Consider the following 14,721-nt stretch of genomic DNA (forward strand, 5'->3'; position numbering starts at 1 on the left):
GCGCCTCCCCGCCGAATCTTGGTGGAAACCGACACGCCGGCAGGGAAGCGACGGCCACAATCAGCCCATACCGCCCACCCGTGGCGTCGGCCGTCGCCCCCGGGCGCCACGCCCGCCTGCCACAACCCGGCACCGACCGCGCCAACCCGGCGACCCGGTGTCGACCGCGACGTACGATCCGCACATGACCAGCAGACCGGACCTGGAGCAGCGCCTGCGCGACCTCGCGCGACTGCGCCGCGTCCGCGACCGGATCGACCGGGAGTACGCGCAACCGCTGGACGTCGAGGCGCTCGCCCGCGGCGTGAACATGTCGGCCGGACACCTCAGCCGCCAGTTCCGGGCCGCGTACGGCGAGTCGCCGTACGCCTATCTGATGACGCGACGCATCGAGCGCGCGATGGCGCTGCTGCGTCGTGGCGACCTCAGCGTCACCGAAGTCTGTTTCGCGGTCGGCTGCTCCTCACTGGGCACCTTCAGCACCCGCTTCACCGAGTTGGTCGGCGTGCCGCCCAGCACCTATCGGGCCCAGGCAGCTTCCGCGAGCGCGGAAATGCCACCGTGCCTCGCGAAACAGGTGACCAGACCGATCAGGAATCGAGAAGCGCAGGTCACGCAGCCGCAACTAGCCTGACCGCCATGAACATCACCATCCACTACGCCTTCCTCCCGCACACCGACGCAGACGCCGCCCTGGCCTTCTACCGCGACACCCTCGGCTTCGAGGTCCGCAACGACGTCGGATACGACGGGATGCGCTGGATCACCGTCGGTCCCGCCAACCAGCCGGGCACCTCCATCGTCCTGCACCCGCCGGCCGCCGACCCCGGCATCACCGACGACGAGCGCCGCACCATCCTCGAACTGATCGCCAAGGGCAGCTACACCGCCATCACCCTGGCCACCGACGACCTCGACGACGTCTTCGAGCGGCTGCAGGCCAGCGGCGCCGACGTCGTCCAGGAGCCGACCACACAGCCGTACGGCGTCCGCGACTGCGCCTTCCGCGACCCCACGGGCAACCTGATCCGCATCAACGAGGTGCGCTGAGCCGTCCGGCGACCGCAGCCGCCACCCGCGCAGCGCGACCGCCGCCGGTCGGTCCGACGCCTCGGCCAGCCGCGCCGCCCCGCCGGAGCCCGCAGCCTCCACGGACCGAAGCGGCGTGGCAGGCTTGACCCCTGCGCCGAGGGCAACCCCGCCAACGTCGACCGGACGGCGTCGCCCCACCCCGGACCGCCACCGCCGACCAGGTAGACAAGGACCGTTGCCGCGACCGCGCCGACAACGAAGAACCAGACACACTGCCCGAAGCTGGCCAGATCGAGCCAAGCCACGCCGACGGAGACCGCGAAGGCGGCCCGCCCCCACAGATGGAGTAACGATGAGCAGGGCCCCGAAAACGGACACGCCGCCGCCCGCGCCGCACGTTGCCGACAACCACGACCTGATCCGCGTACACGGCGCGCGAGTGAACAACCTCAAGGACGTCAGTGTCGAGATCCCGAAGCGCCGGCTCACGGTGTTCACCGGCGTCTCCGGCTCGGGCAAGAGCTCCCTGGTGTTCGACACGATCGCCGCGGAGTCGCAGCGGATGATCAACGAGACCTACAGCGCCTTCGTGCAGGGCTTCATGCCGACACTCGCGCGGCCGGAGGTCGACCGGCTGGAGGGGCTGACGACCGCGATCATCGTCGACCAGGAACGGATGGGCGCCAACCCGCGCTCCACCGTCGGCACCGCCACCGACGCGAACGCGATGCTGCGCATCCTGTTCAGTCGGCTCGCGCAGCCGCACATCGGCCCACCCAACGCGTACTCCTTCAACGTCCCCTCGGTGAAGGCCAGCGGCGCGATCACCGTCGAGCGTGGCGCCGGCAAGACGAAGACCGAGAAGGCGACCTTCACCCGTCTCGGCGGCATGTGCCCGCGCTGCGAGGGCATGGGCTCGGTCAACGACATCGACGTGACCCAGCTGTACGACGACAGCAAGTCCCTCAACGAGGGCGCTATCACCGTTCCCGGCTACAGCATGGACGGCTGGTACGGCCGCATCTTCCGCGACGGCGGCATGTTCGACCCCGACAAGCCGATCCGCAAGTACACGAAGAAGGAGCTGGACGACCTTCTCCACAAGGAACCCACCAAGATCAAGGTCGACGGGATCAACCTGACGTACCTGGGGCTGATCCCGCAGGTCCAGAAGTCCTACCTGTCCAAGGACGTCGACGCGCTGCAGCCGCACGTCCGTGCCTTCGTGGAGCGGGCAGTGACGTTCACGACCTGCCCCGAATGCGACGGCACCCGGCTCAGCAAGGAGGCCCAGTCGTCGAAGATCAAGGGGAAGAACATCGCCGACCTCTGCGCGATGCAGATCAGCGACCTGGCCGAATGGATCAGGGACCTCGACGAGCCGTCGGTGCTCCCGCTGCTCACCGGGCTGCAACACCTCCTCGACTCGTTCACGGAGATCGGGTTGGGATACCTCTCCCTCGACCGGCCGGCCGGCACCCTGTCCGGGGGAGAGGCCCAACGCACCAAGATGATTCGCCACCTCGGCTCGTCGCTCACCGACGTCACCTACGTCTTCGACGAGCCCACCATCGGCCTGCACCCCCACGACATCCAGCGGATGAACGACCTGCTGCTGCAGCTACGCAACAAGGGCAACACCGTGCTGGTCGTGGAGCACAAGCCGGAAGTGATCGCGATCGCCGACCACGTCGTCGACCTGGGCCCGCGTGCCGGCACCGAGGGCGGCGAGGTGGTGTTCGAGGGCACCGTCGAAGGGCTGCGGGCCAGCGACACACTCACCGGGCGGCACCTGGACGACCGGGCCACCCTCAAGGAGTCGGTGCGTCCGTCCTCCGGCGCGCTGGAGATCCGCGGCGCGTCGACGCACAACCTCCAGGACGTGGACGTCGACATCCCGCTCGGGGTGCTCTGCGTGTTCACGGGCGTCGCCGGCTCCGGCAAGAGCTCGCTGATCCACGGCTCGGTCGCCGGCCGCGACGGCGTGGTCGTGATCGACCAGGGCGCGATCCGCGGCTCGCGACGGAGCAACCCGGCGACGTACACCGGACTGCTCGAGCCGATCCGCAAGGCGTTCGCGAAGGCCAACGGCGTGAAGCCGGCCCTGTTCAGCTCCAACTCCGAGGGCGCCTGCCCAGCCTGCAACGGCGCCGGCGTCATCTACACCGACCTGGGCGTCATGGCCACCGTCGAATCCACCTGCGAGGAGTGCGAGGGCAAGCGGTTCCAGGCGTCGGTGCTGGAGTACACGCTGGGCGGCCGGAACATCGCCGAGGTGCTCGCGATGTCGGTGACCGAGGCCGAGGAGTTCTTCTCCGACGGCGAGGCGCGCACCCCGGCCGCACACAAGATCCTCGACCGGCTCGCGGACGTCGGGCTCGGCTACCTCACCCTCGGCCAGCCGCTCACCACGCTGTCCGGCGGCGAGCGGCAGCGGCTCAAGCTGGCCACGCAGATGGCGGAGAAGGGCGACGTCTACGTCCTCGACGAGCCGACCACCGGTCTGCACCTCGCCGACGTCGAGCAACTGCTCGGCCTGCTCGACCGGCTCGTCGACGCCGGCAAGTCGGTCATCGTCGTCGAGCACCACCAGGCGGTCATGGCGCACGCCGACTGGATCATCGATCTCGGCCCCGGCGCCGGCCACGACGGTGGCCGGATCGTCTTCGAGGGCACACCCGCCGCCCTCGTCGCCGCCCGCACCACGCTCACCGGCGAGCACCTGGCGGCCTATGTCGGCAGCTGACCGAGGCCTCCCGGAACGCGTGAGACGAGGGGAGCGGTGCCCACCTCCACATCGATCCACTTCTCGCGGCATCGGTAGCGCCGGGAGGCTGGTAGCCGGCCCAGGCCCAGCCTCACGAGGATGTTGCGGACCGGGGAGTTGTCGGTGTGTGCGGCGTTCGGGCGCACTCGTAGAACGTCTGCCGGCTGATGCCCGTAGTACCGCCCGCGACGTCGCCCGCAACTTCCTCGGCGTGACGCAGGCCGCGCCAACGCGCGGCGGCGCCTTGGCGCGGCCTGCTGACCACGACTCGACTTACCGAGAACGCCCAGGATGAAACGAGAACAACAACGAGGCCACTCGCCGGTGCCACCTCGTTCGATAATGTACATTATGTCAAGTTGACTGCGTGTCGCCCCTCCCCGGACACCCCGCCCGCACGGCACTGGGGCAACCTCACGGACGCGCGGCAGGGCGCCGGCCGAGGAAGGCGACGAGGCGGTCGCCCGGGGCCGCGACGGCCGGGACCGGCACGGGCGGACCGAACCGGGACTGGCGGGCCTGCTCGCCGACCAGCGACGCGGACAACACGAGAAGCGCGGTGGCCAGCCCGGCGGGGATCTCCCGGTCCGCGCCGCAGGCGGTGGCGATGTCCCGCCCGTGCGCCGCGAACTCGATCGCGGCGCCGCGCGCGGCACCGCCCGCCCACGCGGCCTGGGCGGGGTGCGCCTCGTCGTGCGCCGCCGTACGCACGGCGTCGAGCAGGCGCTGGGTGCGCTCCCGCGCGACGGCCACGAGGTCGGCCTCGCCCGCTCTCGGTGACGCCGGAAGGATCAGTTCTCCCGTGGCGGCGAAGTCGGTGAGGGCGTCGGCGGCGTCGGCGAGATGCAGCAGCAGGGTCCGCAGGTCCCAGCCGGTGCACGGGGTCGGCCGGTCGAGGTCGGCGTCGCCGACGGCCGACAGTGCTCCGAGCGCGTAGTCGGCGGACCGCTGGAACAGCGCGACACTGTCGGCGAGCGGGGTCGGGGGTGATGCGGTCACGAGGGTCTCCTTCGGCAACGGGTGGCGGGGCACGGGATGTTTCAGGCGTCCGTCGACATCTCCCAGGGTGCCGAGGAAAGGGCCTCGCCGGTCTCGAGCAGCGACTTGAGATTCGCGAGGATGGCGGGCCATCCCTGCGAGATCCCGGTGTGCATCTCCTGGTCGGTGAGATTCTCGTGGGTCACGGTGAGGCGGACGAAGTCATGCTGCGGCTCGACGAGGAACGTGACGACCGACGGGCCTGCGGGCGGCTCGTCACCCGGCGCCGCGAAGGTGATCACCAGGCGTGCCGGCGGCTCCGCCTCGACAACCCGGCCGACGACGTCGACCTCGCCTGACCCGTCGGCGCGCCGGTGCTCCCAGGTGGACCCCGGCTGCCAGTCGGAGACGTTGGCGTGCCCCCAGTAGGCGGCCGTCAGGTCCGCGTCCGTCAGGGCCTGCCACACCTGTTCGGCGCTGGCGCGGATGTACGTGACGTAGACGTAGGTCGGCGGGGCCGTGGGTGCGTGGGTCATGGCGTGCTCCTCTGCCTGGTTCCTGATGGCACTGATTGCTTGTAGGCGGCGCCTCTCGAAGCCCGAGATCCAGCGCTCCTCGATCTCGTGGATCGGCGTCGGGTTCAGGTAGTGCAGCCGCTCGCGTCCGCGCCGTACGACGGTGACGAGATTGGCCCGGACGAGGACGTCGAGGTGCTGGGTCGCCGACTGGCGTGCCATGTCGAGGCGCTCGCAGAGCTCCCGCAGCGTCTGCCCGTTGTGTTCCCGCAGGCGGTCGAGCAGAAGCCGTCGGGTGGGGTCGGCCAGTGCCTTGAAGACCGGGTCCATCTCTCCCGCCTCTGCGCTCACCTCGCCGATTATGCAGGTGGCTGCCTGCATAATCCACCCCCTTCCATCGATCGGCGCGGCGAGCGGGCCCACGAGCGCGCCACGCGGAGGACCAGGCCCCCGTCAGCCGGGATCCTGTGGGAGGCCGGCGAGCCGCCGCAGGTGCGCCTCCACCAGCACGACCCGCGCCGCCACCGGGGCGGGCGGGATGGCGATGAGTTCGTGGCCGTGCTCCCGGTAGACCTGCTCGTGGACGCGGCCGAACGCCAGCGACTCGGCGTAGTCGATCCGGCGGGCGGCGGTGCGGGTCACGAAGCCGAGCGGCTCGACGAGGAACACCGGACGCTGGTAGGACCCCTCCCGGAGTACCCGCTCCACCTCGTCGGCGAGCGTCGGCCCGACGGGGCAGCCCAGGTGCCGCGCGAGCGCCAGGGTGCACAGCGGAGACCTGTCGTGGACCTGCACCGGCCCCCGCGACCCGGCTGCCTCCCGCCGTTCGCGCTGCAGCCGCGCCACGGCGTCGACGAAGCCCGCCCCGCGCCACGGTTCGTCATCGCCGCGCGCCTGCCCCGCGGCGATGACGTCGGTGGCCGCCTCGGCGACGACGCTCCACCCGCGACGTCGTAGCGCGTCGGCGAGCGTCGTCTTTCCCGCCCCGGGCGCGCCGGTGAGCACGTACCGTTGCACGCTCTCCCCCTCTTCCCGCCGTTGCGGGCGAACACGAAATTCATGCATAATAGTGCTTATGCATGACATACAGGATGAATCGGTACTACGATTGATCGAGGAGTTCGTGACCGCCCGCGCCACCCGTAAGCCCTCCCTCCACACGCTGGAGGCTTACCGGCGGGACCTGCGGACCGTCGCCGCGTTGGCGGCCGAGGAGACCGCCCCTCCCCTCCCCCTCGCCGAGTTGCCGCTCACCGCCCTCACTCCCCGGGTCATGCGGGCGGCCTTCGCCCGCTTCGCCGCTCCCCGGGCGGCCGCCTCGGTGCACCGGGCCTGGTCCACCTGGAACAACTTCTTCTCCTTCCTCGTCGCCGACGGCGTCGTCGCCGGCAACCCGATGCCGGCGGTCGGGCGGCCCCGGGCGCCACTCCCCCAGCCCAAGCCCCTGCGCGGGGCGGACACCCCGGAGCAACTGCTGGCCTCGGTGGCGCGGCAGGAGGGCCGGCAGCGCGATCCGTGGCCGGAGCGGGACGTGGCGGTGCTGGCGTTGGCGCTGTGCGCGGGGCTGCGGCTGTCGGAACTGCTGGCGTTGCGGGTGGGTTCGCTGGCGGGTCGCCCGGGTGAGCGGCGCGTCGACGTCGCCGGCAAGGGCGGGCGTCCACGCGTGGTGCCGGTCGAGCCGGAGCTGGACCGGGTGCTGGTGGTCTACCTGGACAGCCGCGCCCGCCGGTTCGGGTCGCGGACGGTGCGGCCGGACGCGCCGCTGCTGGTGGACCGCCGGGGTGAGCCGCTGCGCCGGGGCGGACTGCAGTATCTGGTGGAGTCCTGCTACCGGCGGGCCGGCATCACCGACCGGGTGCCGCGCGGGGCGCGGTTGCACGCGTTGCGGCACACGTTCGCGACGCGGTTGGCCGAGGACGGGGCGAGCGCGGCGGAGATCATGCGGCTGCTGGGGCACGCGTCGCTGGCGTCGTCGCAGACCTACATCGAGGTGACGGCCGGGCAGCAGCGCGAGGCGGTGCGGTCCAACCGTACCAACCGGGCGTTGGCGGCGCTGGCCCCGGCCGAGCCGGGGGTGCGGTCGTGAGGGCGGATGTGGCGCGCGCGGTGGCGGCGGCGTGGGTGCGGGCGTACGCGGCGCGGGAGCCGGGTGTGGAGGGCGCGGTGCTCAGCGGGTCGGTGCTGGGTATGGCGGCGGGCGAGGTGGTGCCGCCGTGGTCGGACGTGGACGTGCTGGTGGTGCGGTCGGAGCCGGCGGAGAAGTTGGGGAAGTTCCGCTGGGGTGGGGTGCTGCTGGAGGTCACGTTCGTGACGTGGGAGGACCTGGGGTCGCCGGAGGACGTGTTGGGCTCGTTCGTGTTCGCGGGGTGTTTCCGGGGCGACGGGGTGCTGCTGGATCCGACGGGGCGGCTGGCGTGGTTGCGGGCGCGGGTGTCGGCGGGGTTCGCCGACGCGGTGTGGGTGCGGCGGCGGTGTGCGGGGGTGCGGGCGCGGATCGAGGCCGGGTTGCGGGGTGTGGACGACTCGGGGGCGTTGCACGAGCAGGTGACGGGGTGGTTGTTCCCGACGTCGTTGACGGCGGTGTTGCCGCTGGTGGCGGGGTTGGTGGAGCCGACGGTGCGGCGGCGGTACGTGGTGGCGCGGGAGGTGCTGGCGGCGTACGGCCTGGTGGACCGGTATGTGGCGGTGCTGGACCTGTTGGACGGTGGTGGGGTGTCGGCGGACCGGGTGGCGGGGCATCTGGCGGGGTTGGCGCGCACGTTCGACGTGGCGGCGGAGGTGGCGCGGACGCGGTTCTTCTTCAGCGCGGACATCACGCCGGCGGCGCGGGTGGTGGCGGTGGACGGCAGTGCGGCGTTGGTGGCGGCGGGGTGGCACCGGGAGGCGATGTTCTGGATCGTGGCGACGTACGCGCGGTGTCATGCGGTGCTGGCGGTGGACGCGCCGGAGCGGGGGGTGGAGTTGGCGCCGGCGTTCGAGGCGGCGGTGGCGGATCTGGGGGTGTCGTCGGCGGCGGATCGGCGGCGGCGGGCGGACGAGGTGTTGGCGTTCCTGCCGGGGTGGTGGGCGACGGTGGAGCAGATCGTGGGCCGGTGAGCGCCGCGGGGCGGGTCAGCGGGTGGCGCTGCGGTGTCGGTCGTCCTGGCCGGGGCGGGGGTGGTCGCCGCCCTCGATGGTGGCGAGCAGGCTCAGTGCGGCGGCGGAGCGGGGGTCGGCGGCGAGGTGGGCGATGAGGCGTTGCCCGGTGTCGTCGGCGGTGTGGAGGACCTCGAAGGCGACGTCGACGTCGCCGACGACGGGGTGGTGCAGGTGTTTGCGTCCGGTGCTGCAGCCGTGGACGGGATGGCTGGCCCAGAGGGCGGCGAACTCGTCGCTGCGGACGCAGAGGTCGCCGACGAGTTCGTTGAGGGCGGGGTCGTCGACGTGGCGGCCGGCGACCAGGCGCAGGGATGCGACGGCGCGGCAGGCTTCCTCGTGCCAGTCGCGGTGGAGTTCGCGGGTGTGCGGGTCGAGGAAGAGCATGCGGGTGAGGTTGGGTCGATCGGCGGGTCGGGCGGGTGCGGTGGGGTCGAGGTGGCCGGCGAGCAGGGCGTGCCCGAGCGGGTTCCAGGCGAGTACGTCGGTGCGTCGTCCCATGACCACGGCGGGGACGGTCGGCATGGCGTCGAGGAGGCGGACGGTGGTGCCGCGGGCGTGTTCGGGGCGGGGTGGGCGGCGGCGGCGGGCCCGGGTGGGGCGGGCGAGGTCGGTCAGGTGGGCGCGTTCGTCGGTGGTGAGCCGCAGCGCGCGGGCGAGGGCGTCGATGACGGCGTCGGAGGCGTTGGTGCTCTGGCCCTGCTCGAGGCGCATGTAGTAGGTGGGGCTGATGCCGGCGAGTTGGGCGAGTTCTTCGCGTCGTAGTCCGGGGACGCGGCGGAGGCCGTAGGAGGTGATGCCGACGTCCTCGGGGGTGAGTCGGGCTCGGCGGGACCGGAGGAATGCGGGGAGGTCGCCGGAGGGTCGCCCTGTGTTCATGCCTGCATTGTTGCCGGCGGCGTGGTGGCCCGGCCAGGGGCGTGTCTGGCCCTGGGAGTGCTAGGCGGCGTGGTGCTGCGTGGGTCAGGGGTCTGGCTGGCTTCCGGGTGGGCGGCGAGCGTGTCCGGGTGACGGGCGGCATGGGGCCGGCCCGGGAAGAGGGAAGCCTGGTCATGGTGGATGTCGAGGCGGCGTCGGTCGCCGATGCGGTGCGGGTCGAGGAGGGTGGGGCGGGCCGTCAGCGGCTCGCGCTGCTGGTGTTGTTGACGGCGAGTTTCACGTTGGCGGTCGATTTCTCGATCCTGAACGTGGCGTTGCCGGCGATCGGTCGGGACGTGGGCCTGTCGTTGGGGGCGCTGCAGTGGGTGGTGACGGCGTTCGCGTTGTGCGCGGCGGGGTTCACGCTGCTGTTCGGGCGGGTTGCGGACCTGTTCGGTCGGCGTCGGCTGTTCCTGGTGGGGGTGGCGGCGCTCGGGGTGTCGTCGCTGGTCGGTGGGCTGGCGGACGACGCGCGGGTGTTGCTGGCGGCGCGGGTGGTGCAGGGTTTGGCGACGGCGGCGGTGACTCCGGCGGCGCTGTCGCTGTTGACGACGTCGTTTCCGGAGGGGCCGGCGCGTGAGCGGGCGCTCGGGCTCAACGGTGCGCTGATGGCTGCCGGGTTCACCGCCGGTGCCGTCCTCGGCGGTGTGCTGACGGATCTGTGGAGCTGGCGGTGGACGTTCTTCATCAACGTCGTGGTCGCGGCGGCGGTGTTGGCGGTCGCGCCGGTGGTGCTCGCGGAGAGCCGGCCGCGGCGGCGCCCGCGGTTGGACGTGCCGGGTGCGGTGGCGGTGACCGGTGGTCTTCTGGCGCTGGTGTACGGGCTCACCGAGGCCGGGCGGCGGTCGTGGGGTGATCCGCGGGCGTGGGGGTCGCTGCTGGCGGCGGTGGTGTTGCTGGCGGTGTTCTGGATGGTGGAGCGGCGGGTGGCGGAGCCGCTCGTCCCGGTGCGTGTCCTGACCCGACGCGGTGTGGGTTGGGGGAACGTGGCGGGGATGCTCGCGTTCGCGACGGAGACGTCGCTGGTGTTCCTGCTCACCCTGTACCTGCAGGACGTGCTGGGCTATTCGCCGCTCGCGGCGGGGTTGTCGTTCGCGGTGCTGGGGGGCGGGACCGTGTTGGGGGGAATGGTGGCGCCTCGGTTGCTCGCCCGGATCGGCGGCAAGCGGGCCATCGTCGTGGGGTTCGTGGTGCAGGCCGCGGCGACGTTGCCGTTGGCGTTCCTCGGTGCCGACCGGGTGTGGCTGGTGGTGTTGCTGGCGGCGACGTTCGTCGGTGGGGTGGCGAATCTGGTGGCGATCGTCGGGTTCATGGTCACGGCCACCTCGGGGCTGCCGCCGGAGGAGCAGGGTCTGGCGACCGGGCTGGCGACGATGAGTCAGCAGGTCGGGATCACTCTTGGTGTGCCGGTGATGTCGTCGGTGGTGACGGCGGTCGCCGCGGGCGGCGCCGGTGCGTCGGGGGTGGTGCTGCAGGGGGTCGGGGTCGCGGTTGGGGTGAACGCCCTCGCCTGCGTGGGGGCGGCGGTCCTCGCCGGGTTCGTCCTTCCGTCGGCGCGGGAGGGGGCGTGACCGGCGGGCAGGTGCGGGCGTTCGCCGGTCACGGCGGGGTCACCGAGCTGGTGGGTGCGGCCCGCGGGGAGCGGGACGAGCGTCCCGCTCCCCCGGCGTCCTGATCCGGGAACCGGGGTGCCGGCGCCGGGTGCGGCCCGAGGGGTGCTCGGGTGGTGGACGGGGGTCACGGCGTCCGGTCCACCCGGGGTCCGGCGTGTCCGGCCCGGCGTCGAGGGCGTTCGCCGCCGGGCCGGACGACGTCAGGCGTGGCCGGTGGCGCGGCGGGCGGCGTCGAGGGCGTTACGGAAGAGCATGGCGACGGTGGTGGGGCCTACTCCCCCGACGCGGGGGGCGATGGCGCCGGCGACGTCGACGCAGGTCTCGTCGACGTCGGGCAGCAGGCGGCGTCCTTCGTAGCGGACGCCGCCGCCGATGACGGTGGCGCCGGGGCGGACGTGTTCGGGCTGGATGATGCCGGGGACGCCGGCGGCGGCGATGAGGATGTCGGCGCGGCGGGTGTGGGTGGCCCAGTCGGGGACGCCGGTGTGGACGACGGTGACGGCGGCGTTGGCGGTGGGGCGTTTCTGGGTGAGCAGCAGGGCGAGGGGGCGGCCGAGGGTGGCGCCGCGGCCGAGGATGACGACGTCGCGGCCGGCGACGGGGATGTCGTGGAAGGCGAGCAGGGCTTCGATGCCGGCGGGGGTGCAGGGCAGCGGGCCGGGCAGGCCGAGGGCGAGTCGTCCCATGTTGAGCGGGTGCATGCCGTCGACGTCGAGGTCGGGGTCCATGGTCTGCAGGGCCCGGTCGTAGTCGAGGTGGCCGGGGATGGGGTGTTGGATGAGCAGGCCGTGGACGTCGGGTGCGGTGTTGAAGTCGGCGATGGCGCGGTGCAGGTCGGCCTGGGTGGCGGTGGCGGGCAGGTGGATGTGGGGTGAGTCGAAGCCGAGTTCGGCGGCCTGGCGCTGTTTGATGCGGATGTAGCCGGCGCTGGCGTCGTCGTCGCCGACGAGGATGGTGGCGAGGCTGGGGGTGATGCCGGCGGCGCGTAGGGCGGTGACGCCGGCGGCGACGTCGGTGAGGATGCGCTCGGCGACGGGGGCGCCGGGCAGGAGTCGGGCGGTGGGCATGGTGCTCCTGTCGTCAGCGGAGGCCCAGGCGGTCGACCTCTGCTCGTGGAGCTCCCCGATGGTTGTTGCCATCCCCTGGCCGCCAGTCGCGTCGGGTTCAGCTTGCCACAGGCGGTCAGCCGAGGTCGACCAGGAGGGGGCGGTGGTCGGAGATGGCGGACAGGGGGGTGTGGACGGCGGTGACGGGCGGGAGCCGGTCGATGCCGTGGCGGTCGGCGAGGATGTGGTCGAGTTGCACGCGGGGTTGCCCGGCGGGGTAGGTGGGGCGGCGGCCCAGGGGGCGCCAGCCGGTGAGGAGTCGGGCGGGGCCGGCGGGGAGGTTCAGGTCGCCGAGGAGGATGCGGGGCGCGGGCAGGGTGCGTAGGGCGCGGACGGTCTGGCGGAGTTGGTGGGCGTTCCAGCCGGGGACGAAGGACAGGTGGGTGGCGGCGACGGTGAGGTGGCCGTGTGGGGTGTCGAGGACGGCGGCGAGGACGACGCGGGGTTCGTCGTGCAGGAGGGTGAGTCCGCCGCCGGGCCCGGGGACGTAGACGGGTGAGCGTACGGGGGCGGGGCGCAGGCGGGTGACCTGCCAGCTGCGGACGTGGTGGCGGGTGACGAGGCCGACGCCGTAGCAGGGTTCGCCGTGTCCGTCGTCGTCGTGGCGCAGGGGGCGGAACTGTTCGCCGGGGGTGCCGACGACGGCGGCGGCGAAGCGGTGTTCGTCGGCGCCGAGGGCGCGGGCGGCGATGGCGGTGAGGTCGAGTTTGCCGCTGCGGCTCTGGTCGCGGTCGACTTCCTGCAGGGCGAGGACGTCGGCGTCGAGGGCGGTGACGGCGGCGGTGAGCCGGTCGGGGTCGACGAGGCCGTCGGTGAGGGACCGGCCGTGCAGCAGGTTGAAGGTGGCCAGGCGCACGTTTGCACCCTACGTGGCCGTGGGAGGGTTGCCGGGTGTTGAAGGTGCTGTGGTGTTCGGTGGTGCTGTTCGTGGCGGTGGGTGCGGTGGGTGTGTGGTTGCGTTGGCGGCGGGGTCGGTGACGGTGGTGCGGGCCGGCGGGGCCGGGGTGCCCGGTCGAGTTTTTTGGCGGATGAGCCAGGCCGAGGCGTGACGCCGCGGCGGTGAATCGATGTCCTGGGACGGCGTGGTGCCGCGGTCATGGAGCGGACACGGACCCGTAACCGATGGGAGTCTCCTTCCGTGCCTGTGCCTGCCGACCCGACGGTCCTCCATCCGATGCCTGAGCAGCCGCGGGTGGTGCTGCTCAGGCCGCTGGTGAAGTCCCCGCTGATCGAGGTCGGGGAGTACACCTACTACGACGACCCGGACGATGCGACCACGTTCGAGACGCGCAACGTGCTCTACCACTACGGGCCGGAGAAGCTGATTATCGGCAAGTTCTGTGCGCTGGGCACGGGAGTGCGGTTCATCTTGACATCCTCCCGGCCCTGAAGGCCGGGATTCCCACGGTCACCCGTGAGGTTTCCTGTTTCATCGCCGACTGCCTTTCCGGGAGGTTTCCCTTGAGGTCTTACACCAGCTCCGCAGGCGTTTCACCTCTCCGCCAGCCCGGCGGCGAGGATGTTTCTAGCAGCGTTGATGTCCCGGTCGTGCTCCACCCCACAACCGGGGCACGTCCAGACGCGGGTGTTGAGGGCGAGGGTGGTGTTGATCCGCCCGCACGTCGAACAGGTCTTGGACGACGGGTACCACCGGTCGACGGGGATCACCTCACGCCCGTACCACTGGGCTTTGTATTCCAGCATGTCGCGGAACTGGGACCAGGCCGCGTCGGAGATGACGCGGGCCAGGCGACGGTTGCGGAGCATGTTACGCACGCTGAGGTCTTCGATCACGACCGTTTGGTTCTCACGGACGAGTCGAGTGGTCAGCTTGTGCAGATGGTCCCGCCGCCGGTCGGCGATACGGCCATGAATCCGGGCCACAGTGAGCCGGGCCTTCGTCCGGTTCGCGGAGCCCTTCTGTTTGCGGGCCAGGTTCCGCTGGGCCTTGGCCAGCTTGCGCCGGTCGGCCTGCCCGTAACGCGGGTTGGCCACCTTGCCGTGCCCGTCGCTCACCCCGGGGATCGGGCGGGACAGGGTGAGCAGGCTGGTGATGCCCGCGTCCACCCCGACCTTCGCCGTAACGGGCGGCAGTGGCGCCACGGTCGGGTCCTCCACCAACAGAGATACGAACCAACGGCCGGCGGCGTCTCGGGACACCGTGACCGTGGAGGGTTCCGCCCCTACGGGCAAGGGCCGGGACCACACGATGTCCAGCGGGGTATCCATCTTGGCCAGGGTGAGTCGGCCGTCACGCCAGCGGAAGGCCGACCGAGTGAACTCGGCCGACGTCCGCGACTTGCGCTTGGACTTGAACCGCGGGTACCGGGCCCGCTTGTCCCAGAACGCCACGTACGCGGCCTGAAGGTGACGCAGCGTCTGCTGAAGCGGCACCGAGGACACCTCGTTGAGGAACGCCAACTCCTCGGTGCGTTTCCACTCGGTCAGCCACGCCGAGGACTGCACATAGGTGGTGCGCTGACGGTCAACCGCCCACGCCCGGGTACGGGCCTCCAACGCCCGGTTGTACACCAGACGCACACACCCGAACGTGCGATTCAACTGCCCGGCCTGTTCCGGGGACGGGTAGAAGCGGTACTTGTATGCCCGCTTCACCACCTCACCCATGCCTCACATCCTAGCCACCGTCCATGTAA

13 protein-coding genes, 1 pseudogene and 1 riboswitch are annotated in these 14,721 nt (G+C 71.8%); of the genes and pseudogenes, 7 read left to right on the top strand and 7 right to left on the bottom strand.

Annotated features, from left to right (window positions below; genetic code table 11):
* Positions 1-184: 184 nt before the first annotated feature.
* The 3 genes from AB0G14_RS14495 (at position 185) to AB0G14_RS14505 (ending at position 3,778) form a co-directional block, all read left to right on the top strand.
* On the top strand, positions 185-634 hold the full coding sequence (locus tag AB0G14_RS14495; RefSeq protein WP_357697350.1) for a helix-turn-helix transcriptional regulator: 450 nt from the start codon (positions 185-187) through the stop codon (positions 632-634).
* A gap of 5 nt (positions 635-639) precedes the next feature.
* A complete protein-coding gene (locus tag AB0G14_RS14500; protein ID WP_357697352.1) occupies positions 640-1,050 on the top strand; it encodes a VOC family protein in 411 nt (136 codons plus the stop codon).
* 334 nt (positions 1,051-1,384) lie between these two features.
* Positions 1,385-3,778 carry an excinuclease ABC subunit UvrA gene (locus AB0G14_RS14505; RefSeq protein WP_357697354.1) on the top strand — a complete coding sequence of 798 codons (2,394 nt, stop codon included), beginning with the start codon at positions 1,385-1,387 and terminating at the stop codon, positions 3,776-3,778.
* 435 nt (positions 3,779-4,213) lie between these two features.
* Here AB0G14_RS14505 and AB0G14_RS14510 read toward each other — a convergent pair whose 3' ends face one another.
* The 3 genes from AB0G14_RS14510 to AB0G14_RS14520 form a co-directional block, all read right to left on the bottom strand.
* Positions 4,214-4,798 carry a TIGR03086 family metal-binding protein gene (locus tag AB0G14_RS14510; RefSeq protein ID WP_357697356.1) on the bottom strand — a complete coding sequence of 195 codons (585 nt, stop codon included), beginning with the start codon at positions 4,796-4,798 and terminating at the stop codon, positions 4,214-4,216.
* 41 nt (positions 4,799-4,839) lie between these two features.
* The gene (locus AB0G14_RS14515; protein WP_357697358.1) at positions 4,840-5,643 is read right to left on the bottom strand and encodes a metalloregulator ArsR/SmtB family transcription factor; all 804 of its coding nucleotides are present in this window, start codon (positions 5,641-5,643) and stop codon (positions 4,840-4,842) included.
* Between the two features lie 102 nt (positions 5,644-5,745).
* Positions 5,746-6,309, bottom strand: coding sequence for an AAA family ATPase (locus tag AB0G14_RS14520; protein ID WP_357697360.1), 564 nt, complete (start codon positions 6,307-6,309; stop codon positions 5,746-5,748).
* 58 nt (positions 6,310-6,367) lie between these two features.
* On the opposite strand from AB0G14_RS14520, the gene AB0G14_RS14525 reads away from it, so the two are divergent.
* Both AB0G14_RS14525 and AB0G14_RS14530 read left to right on the top strand, forming a co-directional pair.
* Positions 6,368-7,378, top strand: coding sequence for a tyrosine-type recombinase/integrase (locus AB0G14_RS14525; RefSeq protein WP_357697362.1), 1,011 nt, complete (start codon positions 6,368-6,370; stop codon positions 7,376-7,378).
* Positions 7,375-8,388: a hypothetical protein gene (locus tag AB0G14_RS14530; protein ID WP_357697364.1), complete on the top strand. Its 1,014-nt coding sequence runs from the start codon at positions 7,375-7,377 to the stop codon at positions 8,386-8,388. The genes AB0G14_RS14525 and AB0G14_RS14530 overlap by 4 nt, the downstream gene beginning before the upstream one ends.
* Before the next feature lie 15 nt (positions 8,389-8,403).
* Here AB0G14_RS14530 and AB0G14_RS14535 read toward each other — a convergent pair whose 3' ends face one another.
* On the bottom strand, positions 8,404-9,306 hold the full coding sequence (locus AB0G14_RS14535; RefSeq protein ID WP_357697366.1) for a helix-turn-helix transcriptional regulator: 903 nt from the start codon (positions 9,304-9,306) through the stop codon (positions 8,404-8,406).
* A 128-nt stretch (positions 9,307-9,434) separates the two neighbouring features.
* On the opposite strand from AB0G14_RS14535, the gene AB0G14_RS14540 reads away from it, so the two are divergent.
* Positions 9,435-10,916: an MFS transporter gene (locus tag AB0G14_RS14540; protein WP_357697368.1), complete on the top strand. Its 1,482-nt coding sequence runs from the start codon at positions 9,435-9,437 to the stop codon at positions 10,914-10,916.
* Between the two features lie 242 nt (positions 10,917-11,158).
* On the opposite strand, the gene AB0G14_RS14545 is transcribed toward AB0G14_RS14540, so the two are convergent.
* Together AB0G14_RS14545 and AB0G14_RS14550 are read right to left on the bottom strand one after the other, a co-directional pair.
* Positions 11,159-12,025 (bottom strand): tetrahydrofolate dehydrogenase/cyclohydrolase catalytic domain-containing protein, encoded by an 867-nt coding sequence (locus AB0G14_RS14545; protein WP_357697370.1) that lies wholly within the window; start codon positions 12,023-12,025, stop codon positions 11,159-11,161.
* Between the two features lie 15 nt (positions 12,026-12,040).
* Positions 12,041-12,125, bottom strand: a riboswitch (ZMP/ZTP riboswitch).
* Between the two features lie 15 nt (positions 12,126-12,140).
* A complete protein-coding gene (locus tag AB0G14_RS14550) occupies positions 12,141-12,920 on the bottom strand; it encodes an endonuclease/exonuclease/phosphatase family protein (protein ID WP_357697372.1) in 780 nt (259 codons plus the stop codon).
* A 318-nt stretch (positions 12,921-13,238) separates the two neighbouring features.
* Between AB0G14_RS14550 and AB0G14_RS14555 the strand changes: the two are divergent.
* Positions 13,239-13,436: pseudogene (locus AB0G14_RS14555) on the top strand (antibiotic acetyltransferase); the annotation flags it as partial.
* Between the two features lie 119 nt (positions 13,437-13,555).
* Here AB0G14_RS14555 and AB0G14_RS14560 read toward each other — a convergent pair.
* Positions 13,556-14,692 (bottom strand): RNA-guided endonuclease TnpB family protein, encoded by a 1,137-nt coding sequence (locus AB0G14_RS14560; RefSeq protein WP_357697374.1) that lies wholly within the window; start codon positions 14,690-14,692, stop codon positions 13,556-13,558.
* Between the last annotated feature and the right edge of the window lie 29 nt (positions 14,693-14,721).

The organism is Micromonospora sp. NPDC023814, from assembly GCF_040639595.1.
Classification (GTDB): domain Bacteria; phylum Actinomycetota; class Actinomycetes; order Mycobacteriales; family Micromonosporaceae; genus Micromonospora.